Genomic DNA, 18,410 nt, shown 5'->3' on the forward strand with positions numbered 1-18,410 from the left:
TTCGACCTACTACCTAAGCCCGCTTCCATAATTCGACCATCCACTGTAATCACAACGACCTATGAAGCAGAACTACACAGTCCGACATGGTGCGCTGGAGGGCGTCGAGGCGTTCCTGGCTGTCGCCAGGCACCGCAACTTCCGCCGCGCCGCAGCGGATGTCGGCGTGACGCCATCCGCAGTGAGCCAGGCGGTGCGGGCACTGGAAGCGCGCTTGGGCGCTGCGCTGTTCGTCCGCACGACGCGCAGCGTCGGCTTGACCGAGCCCGGTCAGCGGTTCCTTGACCGCGCCGGCCCTGCCTTCGAAGAACTCGTCTCGGCCGGCGAAGCCGCCCGAGATGCCGGCCAGCGGCCGACCGGATTGCTGCGCCTGTCCGTGCCCCGGGCCGTCGTGCCGCTGATCCTGGAGCCGATAATCGCGTCGTTCTGCCGAGCCTATCCCGAGATCGAACTGGAGATCGCCGCGAGCGACGAGATGGTCGATCTCGCGAACGGCGGGTTCGATGCCGGCATCCGCCTCGGCCAATTCGTCGCGCCGGACATGGTCGCGGTGCGGCTGACGCCGCCGTTCAGCTTCGTGGTCGTCGGCAGCCCGGACTATTTCGAGCACCATGGCTATCCCGCGCATGTCGAGGATCTACGCCACCACGCCTGCTTGCGCTTGCGCCGCTCGAACGGCGCCATCGCGCCCTGGTCCTTCGTCGACGGCAACGAAACGATCGAGGCCATCGTCTCAGGCCCGCTGATCGCGCATGACTATCCGACGTTGCTGGGGGCTGCGATGCAAGGCATTGGGTTGGCGCAAACGCCTCGACCCGTTGCCGAGGGTCCGATTGCCCAGGGAAAACTAAAGCCCGTTCTAGAGAGCCTCTCTGCGACGACGCCGGGTGTCTTCCTCTATCATCCTGGCAAGCGCCAGGTCCTGCCGAAGCTGCGCGCCTTCATCGATCATCTCAAATCCGCTGTTTAGGCAGGCGCGCCAGCCACGGACCCCCTGACCACCAGGTCGACCGGCCAGACCTCGCCACGGGCGCCCTCTTCCAGCCCCGATATGCGTGCCGCCAGCCGTTCGGCAATGCGTGCGCCGGCCAGCCGGATCGACGAGCGCGTCGTGGACAGCGGCACGGAAAAATTCTCCGGCTTCAGCCAGGGAAAGACGTCGTCATGGGCAATCAGCGAGACGTCGCCGGGAATGCTGAGCCCGAGATCACGCACCGCGCGCACCACGCCGAGCGCCATGATCAGGCTGGAGCAGGCGATTGCCGTCGGCGCGCCGTCCTGTTCGAGCAGGCGCCGGGTGGCGCGGTAGCCATTCTCCTCGGTCATGACGACGGAGCAGACATGGCGATCGCCCAATGCCAGGCCGGTCGCGGCCAACGCCCGGCGCATGCCGCGCTCGCGATGAATGGCGAAGGTTTCCCCGTCATCGCCGTTGATCAGCGCCAGCCGCCGGTGGCCGAGCTGGACGAGCAGCCGGGCCGCCTCGTGGAAAGCGCCCTCATTGTCGATGTCGAGATAGGGATAGTCGAAATCGAAGCCCTCGCTGCGGCCATGGACGATGAAGGGAATGCCGAGCGTGTTGACCAGCGCCACGCGCCGGTCCTGCGGCCTGGGCGAAGAGATGTAGACGGCGTCGACCTGTCGGTTGGCGACGATACGCCGGTAGGTCGTCTCCTGATCGTCGGCATCAGCCGGCGACAACACGAGGTCGAGTTCGTGCGAGCGGGCATAGTCGCCCAGGCCGGACAGAAATTCGACGAAGTGCGGGTCGATGTCGACGGCCGCACCCGTCGGCAGGACGTAGCCGATCATTCCTGACTTGCCCGTGGCCAGCCGGCGCGCGCTCGGATTGGGGCGATAGCCGTGGCGCTTGGCGGCGTCCATGACGCGCCTGCGGGTTTCCTCGTTGACTTCGGGATAGCCGTTCAGCGCCCGGCTTACCGTGGTCTGCGAAAGCGCCAGCATATGCGCGAGTTGCTTGAGGTTCACGAGAGGCCTCCCGCCTCAAAGCGCTTTTAAGTTGAATCGACCCAAGCGCCATAGAGGCGCCGCCATCTGACCGAGACCATAACCGCGCGAGCTCCAGGTTTGAAACAAAAATTACTGTTGCATCGCCAGAAATGCATGCTGCACCGCACTTTCAACTGGTGAAATTTCGAAAACTAAATCGATTAGGTCGTTATCCCTCTTGACTCCTGACCGATTCAGTGGCGAGATCAAGGCAACCAAAGCGCTTTGGAAGACTCTTCGAAAGGTTGCGGTTCCTTCGCGACTGAGTCACAGTTCCACTGGCGCCGGCGGACGGGATGGAGGTTTCGTCCGAACCTTTAGTGACCACTGGGAGGAATACCGATGAGGAAAGTGCTTTTGCTTGGCGTCGCGTTTGGCGCGCTCGCCCTTAGCCTGCCGGCGCACGCCGAACTGAAGTTCAAGCCGGGCGAGGATTCGAAGTTCCACTGGGCGAATTACGACGACCTCAAGAAAGTCGATCTCAAGGGCGAGACCCTGTCGATCTTCGGACCGTGGCGTGGCGAGGACGAGACGCTTGTGCGTTCGGTACTCGATTATTTCTCCGAAGCCACCGGCGCGGAGGTCAAATATTCCTCGTCCGAGAATTACGAGCAGCAGATCGTCATCGACACCCAGGCCGGCAGCCCGCCCAACATCGCCGTGCTGCCGCAGCCCGGCCTCATCCAGGACCTTGCTTCCAAGGGCGTGCTGACCCCGCTGGGCGACGACGTCGCGGCCTGGGTCAAGGAGAATTACGCCGCCGGCGACTCCTGGGCCAAGCTCGGCACCTACAATGGCAAGGACGGCAAGCCGGGCTTCTATGCCTTTCCCTACAAGATCGACGTCAAGGGTCTGGTCTGGTACTCGCCCGACAATTTCGAGGAAGCCGGCTACAAGGTGCCGAAGACGCAGGAAGAGCTTGCCGAGCTCGAAAAGAAGATCATCGCCGATGGTGGCAAGCCGTGGTGCATCGGGCTTGGCTCGGGCGGCGCGACGGGCTGGCCGGCGACCGACTGGGTCGAGGACATCATGCTGCGCACGCAGCCGCCCGAAGTCTACGACAAGTGGGTGAAGAACGAGATCCCGTTCACCGATGCGGCGGTGGTCAACGCCATCGACATCTTCGGCAAGATCGCCACCGACGACAAGATGGTGGACGGCGGCGCCAAGGCGGTAGCCGCGACCGACTTCCGCGACAGCCCGAAGGGCCTCTTCACCGTGCCGCCGAAGTGCTACATGCACCATCAGGCATCGTTCATCCCCTCCTTCTTCCCGGAGGGCGTGAAGCTCGGCCAGGATGCGGACTTCTTCCCTACCCGCCTTACGCCTCCAAGCCGGAACTGGGAACGCCGCTGGAAGTGGCCGGAACGCTGGTGATGATCACCAAGGATTCCAAGGCGTCGCGCGAATTCATCAAATTCCTGCAGATGCCGCTCGCGCATGAATTGTGGATGGCGCAGAAGAGCTTCGTCACCCCCTTCAAGGGAGCCAACAAGGACGCCTATGGCAGCGATGCGCTGAAGAAGCAGGGCGAGATCCTGGTCGGCGCCACGACGGTGCGCTTCGACGGCTCCGACCTGATGCCCGGCAAGGTCGGCGCCGGCTCGTTCTGGACCGGCATGATCGATCTGGTCGGCGGCAAGTCCGCCCAGGACGTCGCCACCGACATCCAGAAGAGCTGGGACGCTATCAAATAGGCAGGGCGACCTAACACCTTCCGATCCTCCTACTGGATCCGGGCTACCGCCCGGATCCGACCGGCGGTGCTCGCCGGAATCCTTCACGTTTCGATTGTTCCGAATAACTGAAAGTCGGTGCATCCGATCGCCAGCATCGCCTGGCCGATCATGCGCAGGGAGAGGGACCCATGGCGGCTCAGATTTTCTCGGCAATATTCGTCATCATCATCGGCGTCGGCGGCTGTGTCGCCTATTTCTGGGGCGCCAACAAACTGCTCGATTTGATCTTCCCCTCGCGCGGGGTGTCCGGGACGGCCGCCGTCAACAATCTGCGCCGGCAGGGATTGGTGCGGCCCTGGCTTTTCGTGGGTCCGGCGCTGATCATCCTGACCATCTACCTGATCTATCCGGTGATCGCCACGCTGTGGCTGTCTTTCTTCGACCGCGGCGGCACGAGTTTCGTCGGGTTCGCCAACTACGAATGGGCGCTGCGCGATCCGGATCTGCGAAACGCGATCCTGAACAACATCCTGTGGCTGGCGGTGGTGCCGGCGGCCTGCACCTTCCTCGGCCTGATCATCGCCGTGCTCACCGACAAGATATGGTGGGGCACGATCGCCAAGAGCCTGATCTTCCTGCCGCTGGCCATCTCCTTCGTCGGCGCCAGCGTGATCTGGAAGTTCATCTACGAATATCGTGGCGACGGCCAGATCCAGATCGGACTGCTCAACGCCATCATTCAGCATTTCGGCGGCCAGCCGCAGGTCTGGATATCGCTGCCGTTCTGGAACAACTTCTTCCTGATGATCATCCTGATCTGGATCCAGACCGGTTTCGCCATGGTCATCCTGTCCTCGGCGCTGCGCGGCATCCCGGAAGAAACGCTGGAAGCCGCCGTCATAGACGGCGCCAACCCGTTCCAGATCTTCTGGAAGATCATGGTACCGCAGATCTGGGGCACCATCGCGGTGGTGTGGACCACCATCACCATCCTGGTGCTGAAGGTGTTCGACATCGTCTTGACCATGACCAACGGCCAATGGAACAGCCAGGTGCTGGCCAATCTGATGTTCGACTGGATGTTTCGCGGCGGCGGCGACTTCGGCCGCGGCGCGACCATTGCCATCATAATCATGATCGCGGTCATTCCGATCATGATCTGGAACATCCGCCAGGCCAACAAAGAGACGGGAGGGCACTGATATGGCCGTGGCGACCGGAAATTCCTTCGCAAGCCGTTTCGGCGTCCATATCGCGGTGCTCGTCTTCGTGGCGATCTGGACCATCCCCACGCTCGGCATCCTCGTCTCGTCGCTGCGCGACAAGGACCAGATCGTCGCCTCGGGCTGGTGGAATTCGTTCGCCAGTTCCAGCCAGACCGAGGCTGCGCGACTGCCGCCCGCCTCGGCGCAGACCCAGAAGGACGGCAAGTTCGTCCTCGAGGGCAATATCTTCGGCGACGGCGCCAAGCGCAACATCAGTGCCTTCGGCATCAAGGCAGCAGCACCTACACAATATCCGGCCGGCACATCAGCCGACCTGGGTGATGGTGTGACCCTGCAGGTCAATGCCGACGGCAGCTTCGTCATGGCATCGCCCAAGGCCTTCGAAGGCGATCGCGGCCAGCGCGTCTACTACGCCTCATCGGCGCCGCCGAAATTCACCACCGACAACTACCAGACCGTGCTGTTCTCCGAAGGCATCGGCCGCTCCTTCATGAATTCGCTGACGGTCACCATACCGGCGACCGTGATCCCGATCCTGATCGCGGCCTTTGCCGCCTACGCGCTGGCCTGGATGCGGTTTCCCGGACGCGCCTTGCTGATAGCGGTCATCATCGGCCTCCTGGTGGTGCCGCTGCAGATGTCGCTGATCCCGCTGCTCAGGCTCTACAACGGCGTCGGCACTTTCTTCGGGGTGCCGTCCAAGACCTATCTCGGCATCTGGCTGGCGCATACCGGCTTCGGCCTGCCCTTCGCCATCTACCTGTTGCGCAGCTACATCGCCGGCCTGCCGCGCGAGATCATGGAATCAGCCCGCATCGACGGTGCCAGCGATTTCGAGATCTTCGTCAAGATCGTGCTGCCGCTGTCCTTCCCGGTGCTTGCCTCCTTCGCCATCTTCCAATTCCTCTGGGTATGGAACGATCTGCTGGTGGCAATGGTTTTCCTCGGAACAGCGCCCGATCAGATCGTGCTGACCGCCAAGCTCAATGCGCTGCTCGGCTCGCGCGGCGGCAACTGGGAGATCCTGACGACATCGGCCTTCATCACCATCATCGTGCCGCTGATCGTCTTCTTCTCGCTGCAGCGATATTTCGTTCGCGGGCTGCTGGCCGGCTCGGTGAAAGGAGGTTGAGACAATGCAATCGGCTTTGAAGGCGACTTCGAAACCAGACCCCGCCATCGACCGCGACTGGTGGCGGGGCGCGGTGATCTATCAGATCTATCCACGCAGCTATCAGGACTCCAATGGCGACGGCATTGGCGACCTCAAGGGCATCATCGGCAGGCTGCCCTACATTGCCGCCCTTGGCGCGGATGCCATCTGGATCTCGCCTTTCTTCAAATCGCCGATGAAGGATTTCGGCTACGACGTCTCGGATTATTGCGACGTCGACCCGATGTTCGGCACGCTGGCGGATTTCGACGCACTGACGGCGGAAGCGCACCGGCTCGGTCTCAAGGTGATGATCGACGAGGTGCTGTCGCATACCGCCGACATCCATCCCTGGTTCAAGGAAAGCCGCTCGAGCCGCGTCAATCCGAAGGCCGACTGGTATGTCTGGGCGGACGCAAGGCCCGACGGCACGCCGCCCAATAACTGGCTGTCGATCTTCGGCGGCTCGGCCTGGCAATGGGACACCAGCCGCCAGCAATACTACCTGCACAATTTCCTGGCCGAGCAGCCCGACCTCAACTTCCACAACGCGGAAGTCCAGGACGCGCTGCTCGACGTCACCCGCTTCTGGCTGGAGCGCGGCGTCGACGGCTTCAGGCTCGACACGATCAATTTCTACTTCCACAGCCAGGGGCTGGAAAACAACCCGCCGCTGCCGCCGGAAGAGCGAAACGACCAGACCGCACCGGCGGTCAACCCCTACAACTACCAGGACCATATCTACGACAAGAGCCGGCCGGAGAACCTCGCCTTCCTCGAGCGCTTCCGGGCGCTGCTCGACGAGTATCCGGCGACCGCCGCGGTCGGCGAAGTCGGCGATTCGCAGCGCGGGCTGGATGTGGTCGCCGCCTATACCGCGGGCGGCAAGCGCGTGCATATGTGCTATTCCTTCGACTTCCTGGCGCCGGAAAAAATCAGCGCCGCCAAGGTCCGCTCGGTGCTGGAAGCTTTTGGCAAGGTGGCCAGCGACGGCTGGTCGTGCTGGGCGTTTTCCAACCATGACGTGATGCGCCCGGCCTCGCGCTGGGCCGCCGACGAAGCCGACCCGACCGCCTATCTCAAGGTCATTTCGGCGCTGCTGATGTCGCTGCGCGGCTCGGTCTGCATCTACCAGGGCGAAGAACTCGGGCTCGGCGAGGCCGACCTGCGCTTCGAGGACCTGCAGGACCCCTACGGAATCCGCTTCTGGCCGGAATTCAAGGGCCGCGACGGCTGCCGCACGCCCATGGTGTGGGATGGCGGCGCCAGCAATGGCGGCTTCTCCCAGGCAAAGCCCTGGCTGCCGGTGCCGGCCAAGCATCTGTCACAGGCGGTCAACGTGCAGCAGGGTGACGAAACCTCCCTGCTTGAGCATTACCGGCGCTTTCTCGCCTTCCGCCGCGCCCATCCGGCGCTGGCCAAGGGCGAGATCAGCTTCATCGAAAGTCAAGGCGACACCGTCGCCTTCACCCGCCGGGCGGGCAATGAGGAGATCGTCTGCGTCTTCAATCTGGGCGCCGCGCCGGCGAAGGTTGACCTCGGCAACCGAACCCTGCAACCTTTGGCGGGACACGGATTTTCCGGGCAGGCAAGCACCGGTTCGGTCGAACTCGGCGGTTACGGCGCCTGGTTCGGGCGCATAGGCTGAACATCTGAGGAACCACTGGGAGGAAATCAATGGCCGATGTCAATTTGAGACAAGTGAAGAAGTCCTACGGCAATCTCAACATTCTCCACGGCATCGACCTCGACATCAAATCAGGCGAATTCATCGTCTTCGTCGGCCCGTCGGGCTGCGGCAAGTCGACCTTGCTGCGCTCGATCGCCGGGCTTGAGGAAATCACCTCGGGCGAACTCAAGATCGACGGCCAGGTGGTCAACGACGTGCCGCCATCGAAGCGTGGCATCGCCATGGTGTTCCAGTCCTACGCGCTCTATCCGCACATGACCGTTTACGACAACATGGCCTTCTCGATGAAGATCGGCAAGGAAAGCAAGGCCGAGATCGACAAGCGGGTGCGGCAGGCCGCCGAGATCCTGCAGCTGACCAAATATCTCGACCGCCTGCCCAAGGCGATGTCGGGCGGCCAGCGCCAGCGCGTCGCCATCGGCCGCGCCATCGTGCGCAATCCGAAAGTGTTCCTGTTCGACGAACCGCTGTCGAACCTTGACGCGGCACTGCGCGTCGCCACGCGTATCGAGATCGCCAAGCTCAAGGAATCGATGCCCAACACGACCATGATCTACGTCACGCACGACCAGGTCGAGGCAATGACGCTGGCTGACCGCATCGTGGTGCTGAAGGACGGCCACATCGAGCAGGTCGGCACGCCCATGGAGCTCTACAAGAACCCCGGCAACCTGTTCGTCGCTCAGTTCATCGGCTCGCCGGCAATGAACATCCTGCCGGCGACGGTCGACAAGACGGGCGATCCGACCATCATCAGCCATGTCGGCGGCCGCAAGGCAACAGTGCCGATCGCGACGCCTCCCTCGGCAAAGGGAGCGGCGGTCAGCTTCGGCGTGCGGCCGGAAGATCTCGCGATCGCCGGTGGTACGGAGTATCTGTTCGAGGGGACGGTCGATTATGTCGAGCAGCTCGGCGAGGTCCAGCTGGTCTATATCGACATCGGCCGTGCCGACCTGCCGCTGGTGACCAAGCTGCCGGGCAATGTCGAGGTCAGGCGCGGCTCGACGCTGCGGCTGACCGCCAATGCCGGCGACCTTCACATCTTTGATGCGGATGGACGGTCGTTCGCGTTGCACGAAGCGGAAGCAAAAGCCGCCTGAGACCAACCGTGTCTGGACAACGCAAAAAGAGAGCGGCGGGCTGGCCCGCCGCTCTCTTTTTTATACGTCACCACGGCTGGTTAGTTGTTGCCGAAGAGATTGCGGTCTGCGCCCTGAGGTGCGGACTTCTGCACGTCGCCCGACGAATTGAGCAGCTTGTAGACAGGCGAGTCGCTGTTGCGGATCGAACCCGTATGCGACGTATCGACATTGACGGTCGACGAGGCAGTGGGCTGATTGGCGCTGTTAGAGCCATAGTTCTCACTGCCGGCGAAAGCGCTGCCGGAGAGGGCCAGAACGGCGGCGGCAGCAATAAGGATCTTGTTCATTTCAAATACTCCTGATGTCTTGAATTCCACGAGCGGCGGGCAAGCCGCCACTCTCGGACGGGCCGTTACCGGCCGAAGAGGTTGCGATCGCTGCCTTGCTGGGCAGGCGCCTGGGTGGCCGGAGCCGACTTGCCGATCGACGCGGTGTTCGCGTTGTCGGTCGACGTGACCGCCGCCTGGTTGGCGTTGTTCGAACCATAATTCTCGCTGCCAGCAAAGGCGCTGCCGGAGAGGGCCAGGACGGCGGCGGCAGCAATGAGGATCTTGTTCATTTTAGGTACTCCTGAATTTGTGGCATCCACCGGCGCGGCAAGGTCGCCCCGCCGCGAGCCGGGGATCGGCCGTTAGTTGTTGCCGAAGAGGTTGCGGTCGGCGCCCTGGGCAGGTGTCTGGGCAGCCGGCTCCGACTTGCCGGTCGAAGCGGTGTACGAGCTGTCGGTAGTGGCCGCGGGAGTGGCGACGTGCGAACCGTATTGGTCGCTACCAGCGAAGGCGCTGCCGGAAATGGCCAGAACGGCGGCGGCAGTGAGAACAATCTTTTTCATTTTGGGTACTCCAGTATTTTTCCGTCCGTCTAGCGGCGTGTCTTGGGATTAAAATCGCGTCGTTCGGACAGCCCCGATGTGGGAGAGCACCCTTGCCGTTTCCAATCACGAAGTTGTTCAGCGTGGACCATGACTCCACTACTTGAAATTGTACCAGCGCTTTCCACATCTCTTATTTTCTATCGTAATATCAATTGGTTAACTGAAGACGATACCTCGATCACCAACTGTATCGAAGGTTCGGCGTTCACACCGTCCTGCACGCACCGTCAACAGAAACGAACCGTTCGGTTCGATTTTAGAATCTGCTAATAGTCACCTTTTGAAACTGTTAACCCTTTTGCCCCCGGCAAAGGGGGCGAAAACGGCGCCTGCGCGCCAGGCGACAGAATGCGATTCCAACGCCTACGAACCTGTCATGACGATCCAGCATGCGTGTCGCGCCGCATGGATGCGATGTCGCTTTCGTGCCGATGTCGCAAAGCCTGTCGTGATTAGATCAGGCATCTCAGGTGCCGCTGCGTGACGACGGAGCGGAGAATTGGGAAGCCGGTCAGATTCCGGCGCTGCCCCCGCAACGGTGGTGGAGTTCAAGTCGCAACGGGAGACCACTGGGCGAAAGCCTGGGAAGGTGTCGCGATGGTCCGCAAGGACGACTCCAGAGCCCGGAAACCAGCCCGAGATCGCTAGAACTCGACTGATCGCGGTGGGCGGTCAAGAGGCGGATGGTGTTTGTCCGGCTTTGCGCCGATCTGCGTCCAGTCCTTCCTCAATCACCACCAGTTCAGTCCTTGAAAATGGGGACAGGACATGGAAGCGCGCAACGACATGCTGGGGCTCTTGAACAGCCGCAGACAAGGCTTTTCGCTGGAACAGCCCTTTTACACGGACCCGGACTTCTTCAAGCTCGACATGGAGCTGATCTGGTATCGCGACTGGCTGTTCATCGGCCATGATTGCGAATTGCCCAAGCCGGGCAGCTTCATCACCGTGCAGATCGGCGACTATCCGGTCGTGCTGGTGCGCGATCAGCAGGGCAAGATCAACGCCTTCCACAATTCCTGCCGCCATCGCGGCAGCCGCGTCTGCAACACCGACAAGGGCATGGCCGCCAAACTGGTCTGCCCCTATCACCAGTGGACCTACGAGCTGGACGGACGCCTGCTGTTCGCCCGCCAGATGGCCGAGGGGTTCGACAAGAGCCAGTTCGGGCTGAAGCCGATCGCCTGCGAAAGCGTCGCTGGCTATGTTTTCATCTGCCTGGCCAAGGAGCCCGCCGACTTCGCGCCGATGCGGGCGATGATCGAGCCCTATCTCAAGCCGCACCGGCTGAGCGAGGCCAAGATCGCCTTCGAGAGCACGATCATCGAGAAGGGCAACTGGAAGCTGGTCTGGGAAAACAACCGCGAATGCTATCATTGCGCGGGCAATCATCCCGAGCTGTGCAAGACCTTCCCGGAAGCACCGACCGTGACCGGCGTGCAAGGCGCCGACAGCGATCCGGAGATGCTGGCGCACTGGGCGAAGTGCGAAGCTATTGGCCTGCCCAGCAAATTCCGCATCGACCCGGCCGGGCAATATCGCGCCACCCGCGCGCCGCTGCTGCGCGATGCCCAGAGCTACACGATGACCGGCAAGCGGGCGGTGAGGAAGGACCTGTCCGACAGCGTCTCGGCCGACCGCATCGGCACGCTGATGCACTATCACTATCCGACGACCTGGAACCACATCCTCATCGATCACGCGGTCACCTTCCGCGTGCTGCCGGTCAGCGCCACCGAAACGGCGGTGACGACGAAATGGCTGGTGCACAAGGACGCGGTCGAGGGTGTCGACTACGATCTCGCCGAACTCACCCATGTCTGGACCGAGACCAACGACCAGGATCGCCGCATCGTCGAGGAGAACGCCTTCGGTATCCTGTCGCCCGCTTACGAGCCCGGCCCGTATTCGGAGCTGCATGAAGGCGGCGTCATCCAGTTCGTCGACTGGTATGCCCGCTTCATCGGCCCGCGCCTTGCCGAAGGCGGGCGGCCGGCGCTGCGCAGCGTCGCCTAGCGCATGTCGCCCAAAAGTGTGCAGCGGTTTTGGGATCACGACATGCGCAAAATGAAAGGTATGCAGGGATGAATGCCATGACCGACCTTGGCCTCTATCGCCATCTCGACCAGATGGCGCCGTGGAACGACAGGCTGCAGGTGCTGGAAGTGATCGGTGTCAGCGACGAGGCGCCGGACGTCAAGACCTTCACCTTCCGGTCCGACAACCAGACCTGGTTCCGCTACAAGCCGGGCCAGTTCGTGACGCTGGAACTGCCGACGCCGGATGGGCCGCTGATGCGAACCTACACTCTGTCGTCGTCGCCGTCGCGGCCGTTCTCGATCGCGGTGACGGTGAAGGCGCAGGCGGGCAGCATCGGCACACGCTGGATGTTCGATCACCTGACGCCCGGCTCGCACGTCAAGGCCTATGGACCGGGCGGCGACTTTTCACTGCACAGCCATCCGGCGGCGAAATATCTGTTCATCTCGGCCGGCTCCGGCGTGACGCCGATGATGTCGATGCTGCGCTGGCTGAACGACTGTGCACCATGGACCGATGTCGGCTTCGTCAACTGCGCGCGGCGTCCGGAAGAGATCATCTTCCGCAAGGAGCTCGAACTGCTCGGTGGCCACATGCCTGGCCTGTCGCTCGGCTTTATGATCGAGGAGCGGTCGAGCCGCGAGGGCTGGTACGGCCATATGGGCCGCATCGACGCCATCCGACTGCCGCTCCTGGCACCGGATTTCCGCGAACGCGAAATCTTCTGCTGTGGCCCCGATCCCTTCATGCGCGCGGTGCGCGGCATGCTCGAAGCCGCCGGCTTCGACATGGCAAAGTACCATCAGGAAAGCTTTGCCGCGCCGACCGTGGACGAAGTCCCGGCACCCTTTGCCTCTCCGGCCGAAGAAGGCGTCACTGTCCCCGAAGCCACGACGCCGATCCGATTCTCGCTTTCGGATGTCGACGCCGACTGCGTCGCCGGCCAGACCGTTCTGCAGACGGCGCGTGCCTCCGGTGTGCGGATACCGGCGGCCTGCGAATTCGGCCTGTGCGGAACCTGCAAGGTGAAGAAAGTCTCCGGCAGCGTCGAGATGAGCCACAATGGCGGCATCCTCGATCATGAGATCGATGACGGCTTCATCCTGGCCTGTTGTTCCAAGCCATTATCGGCGCTGGAAATCGAGGCTTGATCCAGCCGTCCTTCGACTGATCCCGGAAATGTCGGCGCCTTGCCGGCAAAGGTTACCTTGCCAAGGAACGACCGAAAGTCTACAGGCGTTGTCGGTGCAGGCGCTCCTGCTGGCGGGCAGGGATGTAAAGCGGGGCAACAATGAAGCATGAACCCCATACCTATGCGGTTGCGAGCCGGGATATCGTTTTCGAATCCTTCGATGGCGAAGCCGTGGTGCTCAACCTTGCCAATGGCAAATATTTCGGCTTCTCCGATTCCGGCAGCAAGGTGTGGCTGGTGCTTTCGTCCGGAGTGGACGCCCAGGCTCTGATCGGGCTGGCCGCGGGCGGCTCGACAATAAGCCAGGCCGAACTCGAACACTTCATATCGCAACTGCTCGAACTGGGTTTGCTGGTGCGTTCAGAAGCGGCGGCGCAGCCGCTGCCAGGCGAATTGCAAGCCGAGCTTGCCGCCACCAACGAGCCGCTCAATGTCAGCATCCACGACGACCTCGCGGACCTGATCGTCGTTGATCCCATCCATGAGGTCGAGGAACCCCTTGGCTGGCCGGCGGTCAAGCAGGCTTCCTGACCGGCCGGCCGCAGCCGCGATGGAAGGCGCTTGATGCCGCGCGTCACGCTCGAGACCCTGCCAGACTACGCCCGGTATCTCATCGCCGCCGCTGAAGGCGCGGCCCCGCGCTATCCGACCATCCGGAAGGTTCGCCTGCCCGGGCTCGAACTGACCGTGCATCTGGGTCACGGTGTGCTTGCCGATGCACTGAGCCATGCATTTGTCGAGGCCGGTCACGATCAGCCGGAACCGTCCAAGTGCCGCATCTTCATCGCTCATCCCGGCATCGACGGCATCCCGGAGCCGGCGCGATGGGGCGACGCGCATTTCACCGAGCACGGCTTTGCCAAACGGCTCGCCGAGGCCGGGTTGCGCGGGCACTATTTCCACGACCTGGATTTCTGGCAGATCTACGATCCGCAACGTTGCGTTGGCGTACAGCTGATGGCCACGGCCGATGCCTTTCCGCCCTGGGAGCCGGGGGCACCGCTGCGCGCCTTCCTGCATTGGGAATACGCCTCGCGCGGCATGCGGCTGACCCATGCCGGCACGCTCGGCATCAATGGCAAGGGTATCCTCCTTGCCGGCTCGGGCGGAGCCGGGAAATCCGGCACCGTCGCCGCTGGCCTGATCAACGGACTCGACAGTGTCGGGGACGACTATGTGCTGATCGATCTCGCCGGAGGCGTGACCGCGCGACCCCTTTTCTCGACGCTGAAGCAGGACGCGCAAGGTTTCACGCGGCTGGGCCTGCAAAAGCGGCTAACGGCGCAAGGCCCGCTGAACTGGCAGGGCAAGCACATGTTTCACGTCGATGAGATCGCGCCCAGGCCGGTGCCCGCGATGCTGGACATCGTCGCGCTGATGGTGCCACATATCAGCGGTGGCGGAGCAAGTTCGATCATGCCGGTGTCGCGCAGGGATGCCATGATTGCCTTGGCGCCGTCCGGCATCGCACAATGCCGGGCGAACGCGAAAGCGGCTTTCGCTTCTTCAGCGAATTGGCTCGCCATCTGCCGTGCTTTCGTTTGTCCCTCGGCACCGACCCGGCAGAGATCGCCGGCACGATCGAGGACTTCCTGACACGAGGCGCCCGGTGAAGCTCAGCGTGATCATGCCTGTGTACAATCGCGAGCGCTACGTCGTCCCGGCGCTGCGCTCGTTGATCAGGCAGCGCGCTGACGCCGACTTCGACATCATCGTCATCGACGACGGCTCCACGGACGCCTCGGTGGAGGCCGTACGGTCGACGATGCGCGAGGCGCCCTGCATCCGCCTGTTCCTGCAACCCAATATGGGCGTCGCGAGGGCGCGTAATGCCGGGCTGAGACGGCTGCCGCCGGATGCCGGATTTGTGTCGTTCCTCGATTCCGACGACATCTCGCTTGCCGGGCGCTTCAAGGCGGATCTGGCTTGCTTCGAGGCCGACCCGGGCCTTGACCTGACCTACTCCCTGATGACCCTGGCAGAGCAGATAGACGATGACACGATGGAGCCGGTAGCGGGCAGCCGCACCGTAACGCTGCGCGGAATTTCAATGAGCACCGGCCTGTTCAGGCGGGCGCTTATCGATCGCATAGGCTGTTTCGACGAGGAATTCGATCAGTGCGAGGACACTGACTATCTGCTGCGCATCTTCGAAACGGGTCCGAATTACCGTCTTCTGGAGACCGTCGCGATCTACTACAGGCGCCATGCCGGCAATATCACCAGGAAGCGCGAGGGCCGGCTTCGCGACCACATGCGGGCGATCCACAAATCGATCCGGCGACGCCGGGCGAACCCGTCCCTGCGTGAGATTCCCGGTATTTTCGAGCTCAGGAGCTCGCCCGACTGGCGGGTGTTTTGATGCGGGATATCTCGCGATCAAAACGGGTGGTGCAGCAGCGGCCGCGAGGTCGCGGATGAGGCTGAGCGTGATCATGCCGGTCTACAATCGCGAGGCCTATGTCGGCGCCGCGCTGCGCTCGCTGCTCAGGCAAGGCGACGCCGCCGATCTCGACATCATCGTCATCGACGACGGTTCGACCGATGGCTCGGTCGAGGCCGTGCGCGCGATGATGGATGATCATTCCTGCATCCGGCTGTTCCAGCAAGAGAACATGGGGGTGACGCGGGCGCGCAACAGCGGGCTGAGGCAGCTCAAGCCCGAGGCGGACCTGGTGTCGTTCCTCGATTCGGACGACATCTCGCCAGCCGGGCGCTTCGAGGCCGATGTCGAGCTTTTCCGGGAGAACCCCGATCTCGACCTGACCTATTCGAGGATGATGCTGGTCGACAAGATCGACGATGGGACCTTGGAGCCGACGGCGGACAGCAACAGCATCACGGTTCGCGGCATTCATCTGTCGGCGGCGATCTTCGCGCGCCGGCTCGTCGCGCGCATAGGCGATTTCGATGAGGATTTCGTCCAGGCCGAAGATACCGACTACCTGCTGCGCGGTTTTGAGATCGGTCCCAGATATGTGCTTCCCGACACAGTCGCGCTCTATTACAGACGGCATGCGGGCAACATGACGAGGCAAGAGGACGTCCAGTCGCGGGAATTCCTGCGCGCTATCTATAAATCGATGAAGCGGCGCAAGGCCGACCCGTCGCTGCGGCCGATCGAAGGTATCTTCGAGCTCGACAAACTTTCAGATTGGCGTGCCCTGTGATGGACGGATACGGCGTCGTCATACCGGCCTTCAACGCCAGCGGCACCATCGCCGAGACGCTGCGATCGGTCGCAGCGCAGACGGTGCGGCCGGAGCTGGTGGTGATCGTCGACGACGGATCAACCGACGATCTCGCCGCGGCGATCGGCGGAACAGACCTGCCGCTGCAGTTGCTGCGCCAGGCAAATGCCGGACCGGGCAGCGCCACGACCAGAGGCATCGCCGCGCTCTCGACGCCGTTCATCGCGACGCTCGACGCCGACGACCTTTGGCTGCCGACCAAGATCGAGGATCAGCTTGCATATCTGCGAGGATTGCCTGGCACATCGGGCGTCTTCTGCCATTTGCGAAACTTCCGCAATGACCGGCCCGATGCACCCGAGGACGCGGTCGTACCCGGCTGGTCGCGGACCACGATGCTGATCCGGCGCGAGGTCGCCGAGACCGTCGGACCAGTCGTCGATCCGCCGGGCGGCCGAGGCGAAATGATCGACTGGATCGCGCGGGCACGCGAGGCGGGCCTTGCCTTCGACATGATGGAAGAGGTGCTGGCGCTGCGCCGCATCAGGCCCGGCAGCCTGTCGTACGGACGCGATGCAACGCGCGACCGCGGCTATCTTGAAGTTGCGCGGCTGGCCATGCTGCGACGGGCCCGAAACAAGACCGGCGCGGGCTGATGGCGCGCATCCGCCGCATCAGCCGCCGTTTCCCGGACTATGGCTGGTCCTGGCCGACGGGCGGGCTCGACCAGTTGCTCAAGGCCGCGCTACTTGCCGACGACGACGCGGCCGCCGGTTGCGCGATGGAGTGGCTGAGCGCCAACGACATCGACCTCGTCTCCTTCAGGGAGCATCGGCTGCTGGCCGCCATCTGCGACCGGTTCGGCCGGAAATTGGCCGGCCATTCCGCCTATCCACGTCTTGTCGGCCTGCAAAAGATGCTGTGGACCAAGTCGCGCATGGCGATGCGCGAGGCCGAACCGGCGCTGCAGGCGATGACGGATGCCGGATGCCTGGTGATGCTGATCAAGGGTGCCAGCCGCATTGCCTTGGACGCGTCGGCGCAGCGTGGCCGGGTGGCGCACGACATCGACATATTGGTGCGGCCGCAGGACATGCGAACGGCGTTCGACGTGCTGCGCGACCGCGACTGGCAGATCGCCACCGGGGTGAGCCCGCAATATCTGAGGACAAGACTGGCGTCGTTGCGGTCGATGAACTTCTTCAAGGGCAATTATGGCGACATCGACCTGCACCAGCTTGCCTATGACGGTTCGCAGCAAAGCGACGAGGACGACCAGGCGATCTGGCGGCGGGCGGCGGCGGCCCAATTCAGTGGTGTCGACGTGCTGGTGCCGTCGCCGGCGGACCGCATCGCGCTCGCCATCGCGCATGGCGGGCTCGACGCCCACACGCACAGCGATTGGCTGGTCGATTGCGCAGTGGTCATTCGCATCGGCGACGTCGACTGGGACGTGTTCCTCGACGTTGTCGCCAGGCGTGGCCTTGCCGTTGCAGCGGCGGTGGCGCTCTCCTACCTCGCACTCGAAGTAGGCGTGGCGGCGCCGGACGGGGTGCTGGCGCGCGTGCTGGAGATGGCCGACCGTACAGGCCTTTCGCGCTGGTCGGCCATGCTGCAAGCCAAGCCACGGACCGATTTCGGCAGGCTGGTCTGGTTGTCGCGCGGCTTTGCCAAGCAGTTGCGTCTGCGACGCAAGAGCGGCCGGCTGCGGCAGGAGCCGCCCGCCAGGACATGGCGCGGCAAGCCGGCCCGCCATGGGCCTTCCCCAGCATCGTCGCCATCGGTCTTCTCCCACGTCATACCTTGTCCGCGAACGGTGGGGGACATGATGCTGGACATCACGGTCAGGATCAGCGTTCCAGCGGTCCGGCGCCGTATCGAGATGGAGATCAACGCCGATGACCACCACATCGCGCGCCTACGCGCCATGGCAGTCAGCCGATCCGGTGGGGAACGGGTGCTGCATTTTCGCGGCAAGGTGACGCTTGACGGCAAAGGGGATGCCCTGACACTGGAGGCCCGACCCTCCCGGCAATTCCGCCAATGGGATGACAAGGCGACGGTCGCAGCCTATGGCGCACTGCCTTTCCATCTGATCTCGGCGACGTTTTCGCCGCTGCGCTGAGACAGCTCCATGCTGACAGCAGCGACGGATCGATGCGGTGACGCCGCGCGGACCGCGGCGTCAGGTGGCGTCCGGCCGCCAGGTTAGA

Annotated in this window: 17 protein-coding genes, 1 pseudogene and 1 riboswitch; of the genes and pseudogenes, 14 read left to right on the forward strand and 4 right to left on the reverse strand. The window is 63.1% G+C overall.

The features are described 5' to 3' along the window. The first annotated feature begins 61 nt into the window (after positions 1-61). A complete protein-coding gene (locus EJ077_RS28125; RefSeq protein ID WP_208697975.1) occupies positions 62-970 on the forward strand; it encodes a LysR family transcriptional regulator in 909 nt (302 codons plus the stop codon). Here the strand turns inward: EJ077_RS28125 and EJ077_RS28130 are convergent. Further along, positions 967-1,989 (reverse strand): substrate-binding domain-containing protein, encoded by a 1,023-nt coding sequence (locus EJ077_RS28130; RefSeq protein WP_208697976.1) that lies wholly within the window; start codon positions 1,987-1,989, stop codon positions 967-969. The genes EJ077_RS28125 and EJ077_RS28130 overlap by 4 nt on opposite strands. A gap of 363 nt (positions 1,990-2,352) precedes the next feature. Between EJ077_RS28130 and EJ077_RS28135 the strand changes: the two are divergent. The 5 genes and pseudogenes from EJ077_RS28135 (at position 2,353) to EJ077_RS28155 (ending at position 8,858) form a co-directional block, all read left to right on the forward strand. Beyond that, a pseudogene (locus tag EJ077_RS28135) lies at positions 2,353-3,707 on the forward strand (ABC transporter substrate-binding protein). 170 nt (positions 3,708-3,877) lie between these two features. After that, a complete protein-coding gene (locus tag EJ077_RS28140) occupies positions 3,878-4,891 on the forward strand; it encodes a carbohydrate ABC transporter permease (protein ID WP_208697977.1) in 1,014 nt (337 codons plus the stop codon). A 1-nt stretch (position 4,892) separates the two neighbouring features. Further along, positions 4,893-6,047 carry a carbohydrate ABC transporter permease gene (locus tag EJ077_RS28145; protein WP_208697978.1) on the forward strand — a complete coding sequence of 385 codons (1,155 nt, stop codon included), beginning with the start codon at positions 4,893-4,895 and terminating at the stop codon, positions 6,045-6,047. 4 nt (positions 6,048-6,051) lie between these two features. Continuing rightward, on the forward strand, positions 6,052-7,716 hold the full coding sequence (locus tag EJ077_RS28150; RefSeq protein ID WP_208697980.1) for an alpha-glucosidase: 1,665 nt from the start codon (positions 6,052-6,054) through the stop codon (positions 7,714-7,716). A 29-nt stretch (positions 7,717-7,745) separates the two neighbouring features. Beyond that, positions 7,746-8,858 (forward strand): ABC transporter ATP-binding protein, encoded by a 1,113-nt coding sequence (locus EJ077_RS28155; protein ID WP_208697982.1) that lies wholly within the window; start codon positions 7,746-7,748, stop codon positions 8,856-8,858. 80 nt (positions 8,859-8,938) lie between these two features. Here the strand turns inward: EJ077_RS28155 and EJ077_RS28160 are convergent, their stop codons facing one another. The 3 genes from EJ077_RS28160 to EJ077_RS28170 all read right to left on the reverse strand — a co-directional run bounded on the left by EJ077_RS28160 (position 8,939) and on the right by EJ077_RS28170 (position 9,732). Further along, the gene (locus EJ077_RS28160; RefSeq protein ID WP_208697984.1) at positions 8,939-9,187 is read right to left on the reverse strand and encodes a DUF680 domain-containing protein; all 249 of its coding nucleotides are present in this window, start codon (positions 9,185-9,187) and stop codon (positions 8,939-8,941) included. Between the two features lie 65 nt (positions 9,188-9,252). Beyond that, on the reverse strand, positions 9,253-9,459 hold the full coding sequence (locus EJ077_RS28165) for a DUF680 domain-containing protein (RefSeq protein WP_208697986.1): 207 nt from the start codon (positions 9,457-9,459) through the stop codon (positions 9,253-9,255). Positions 9,460-9,531: 72 nt separating this feature from the next. After that, positions 9,532-9,732 carry a DUF680 domain-containing protein gene (locus tag EJ077_RS28170; RefSeq protein WP_208697988.1) on the reverse strand — a complete coding sequence of 67 codons (201 nt, stop codon included), beginning with the start codon at positions 9,730-9,732 and terminating at the stop codon, positions 9,532-9,534. A 493-nt stretch (positions 9,733-10,225) separates the two neighbouring features. Beyond that, positions 10,226-10,428: riboswitch (cobalamin riboswitch) on the forward strand. A gap of 114 nt (positions 10,429-10,542) precedes the next feature. Here EJ077_RS28170 and EJ077_RS28175 point away from each other — a divergent pair. From EJ077_RS28175 to EJ077_RS28210, 8 genes are all read left to right on the forward strand, one after another. Further along, positions 10,543-11,790, forward strand: coding sequence for an aromatic ring-hydroxylating oxygenase subunit alpha (locus tag EJ077_RS28175; RefSeq protein ID WP_208697990.1), 1,248 nt, complete (start codon positions 10,543-10,545; stop codon positions 11,788-11,790). Between the two features lie 77 nt (positions 11,791-11,867). Further along, complete coding sequence (locus tag EJ077_RS28180; RefSeq protein ID WP_208697992.1) at positions 11,868-12,965, forward strand: hybrid-cluster NAD(P)-dependent oxidoreductase; 1,098 nt, start codon at positions 11,868-11,870, stop codon at positions 12,963-12,965. A 140-nt stretch (positions 12,966-13,105) separates the two neighbouring features. Then, positions 13,106-13,537: a PqqD family protein gene (locus EJ077_RS28185; protein WP_208697994.1), complete on the forward strand. Its 432-nt coding sequence runs from the start codon at positions 13,106-13,108 to the stop codon at positions 13,535-13,537. Between the two features lie 33 nt (positions 13,538-13,570). Beyond that, positions 13,571-14,602 carry a serine kinase gene (locus tag EJ077_RS28190; protein ID WP_245458571.1) on the forward strand — a complete coding sequence of 344 codons (1,032 nt, stop codon included), beginning with the start codon at positions 13,571-13,573 and terminating at the stop codon, positions 14,600-14,602. Positions 14,603-14,615: 13 nt separating this feature from the next. Beyond that, the gene (locus EJ077_RS28195; RefSeq protein WP_208697996.1) at positions 14,616-15,368 is read left to right on the forward strand and encodes a glycosyltransferase family 2 protein; all 753 of its coding nucleotides are present in this window, start codon (positions 14,616-14,618) and stop codon (positions 15,366-15,368) included. 55 nt (positions 15,369-15,423) lie between these two features. Next, the gene (locus EJ077_RS28200) at positions 15,424-16,176 is read left to right on the forward strand and encodes a glycosyltransferase family 2 protein (protein WP_208697998.1); all 753 of its coding nucleotides are present in this window, start codon (positions 15,424-15,426) and stop codon (positions 16,174-16,176) included. Beyond that, positions 16,176-16,853 carry a glycosyltransferase family 2 protein gene (locus EJ077_RS28205; protein WP_208698000.1) on the forward strand — a complete coding sequence of 226 codons (678 nt, stop codon included), beginning with the start codon at positions 16,176-16,178 and terminating at the stop codon, positions 16,851-16,853. Before EJ077_RS28200 ends, EJ077_RS28205 begins: the two co-directional genes overlap by 1 nt. Next, positions 16,853-18,322, forward strand: coding sequence for a nucleotidyltransferase family protein (locus tag EJ077_RS28210; protein ID WP_208698002.1), 1,470 nt, complete (start codon positions 16,853-16,855; stop codon positions 18,320-18,322). Before EJ077_RS28205 ends, EJ077_RS28210 begins: the two co-directional genes overlap by 1 nt. The last annotated feature ends 88 nt before the right edge of the window (positions 18,323-18,410 follow it).

Origin of the sequence: Mesorhizobium sp. M8A.F.Ca.ET.057.01.1.1 (assembly GCF_003952565.1) — a bacterium.
In the GTDB taxonomy this organism is placed as follows: Bacteria; Pseudomonadota; Alphaproteobacteria; order Rhizobiales; family Rhizobiaceae; genus Mesorhizobium.

What these genes read in the sequence shown, in the direction of transcription:
- EJ077_RS28125 (WP_208697975.1), top strand. Translation starts at nt 62, where the DNA reads ATGAAGCAGAACTACACAGTCCGACATGGTGCGCTGGAGGGCGTCGAG.
- EJ077_RS28140 (WP_208697977.1), top strand. Translation starts at nt 3,878, where the DNA reads ATGGCGGCTCAGATTTTCTCGGCAATATTCGTCATCATCATCGGCGTC.
- EJ077_RS28145 (WP_208697978.1), top strand. Translation starts at nt 4,893, where the DNA reads ATGGCCGTGGCGACCGGAAATTCCTTCGCAAGCCGTTTCGGCGTCCAT.
- EJ077_RS28150 (WP_208697980.1), top strand. Translation starts at nt 6,052, where the DNA reads ATGCAATCGGCTTTGAAGGCGACTTCGAAACCAGACCCCGCCATCGAC.
- EJ077_RS28155 (WP_208697982.1), top strand. Translation starts at nt 7,746, where the DNA reads ATGGCCGATGTCAATTTGAGACAAGTGAAGAAGTCCTACGGCAATCTC.
- EJ077_RS28160 (WP_208697984.1), bottom strand. Translation starts at nt 9,187, where the DNA reads ATGAACAAGATCCTTATTGCTGCCGCCGCCGTTCTGGCCCTCTCCGGC.
- EJ077_RS28165 (WP_208697986.1), bottom strand. Translation starts at nt 9,459, where the DNA reads ATGAACAAGATCCTCATTGCTGCCGCCGCCGTCCTGGCCCTCTCCGGC.
- EJ077_RS28170 (WP_208697988.1), bottom strand. Translation starts at nt 9,732, where the DNA reads ATGAAAAAGATTGTTCTCACTGCCGCCGCCGTTCTGGCCATTTCCGGC.
- EJ077_RS28175 (WP_208697990.1), top strand. Translation starts at nt 10,543, where the DNA reads ATGGAAGCGCGCAACGACATGCTGGGGCTCTTGAACAGCCGCAGACAA.
- EJ077_RS28180 (WP_208697992.1), top strand. Translation starts at nt 11,868, where the DNA reads ATGACCGACCTTGGCCTCTATCGCCATCTCGACCAGATGGCGCCGTGG.
- EJ077_RS28185 (WP_208697994.1), top strand. Translation starts at nt 13,106, where the DNA reads ATGAAGCATGAACCCCATACCTATGCGGTTGCGAGCCGGGATATCGTT.
- EJ077_RS28190 (WP_245458571.1), top strand. Translation starts at nt 13,571, where the DNA reads ATGCCGCGCGTCACGCTCGAGACCCTGCCAGACTACGCCCGGTATCTC.
- EJ077_RS28200 (WP_208697998.1), top strand. Translation starts at nt 15,424, where the DNA reads ATGAGGCTGAGCGTGATCATGCCGGTCTACAATCGCGAGGCCTATGTC.
- EJ077_RS28205 (WP_208698000.1), top strand. Translation starts at nt 16,176, where the DNA reads ATGGACGGATACGGCGTCGTCATACCGGCCTTCAACGCCAGCGGCACC.
- EJ077_RS28210 (WP_208698002.1), top strand. Translation starts at nt 16,853, where the DNA reads ATGGCGCGCATCCGCCGCATCAGCCGCCGTTTCCCGGACTATGGCTGG.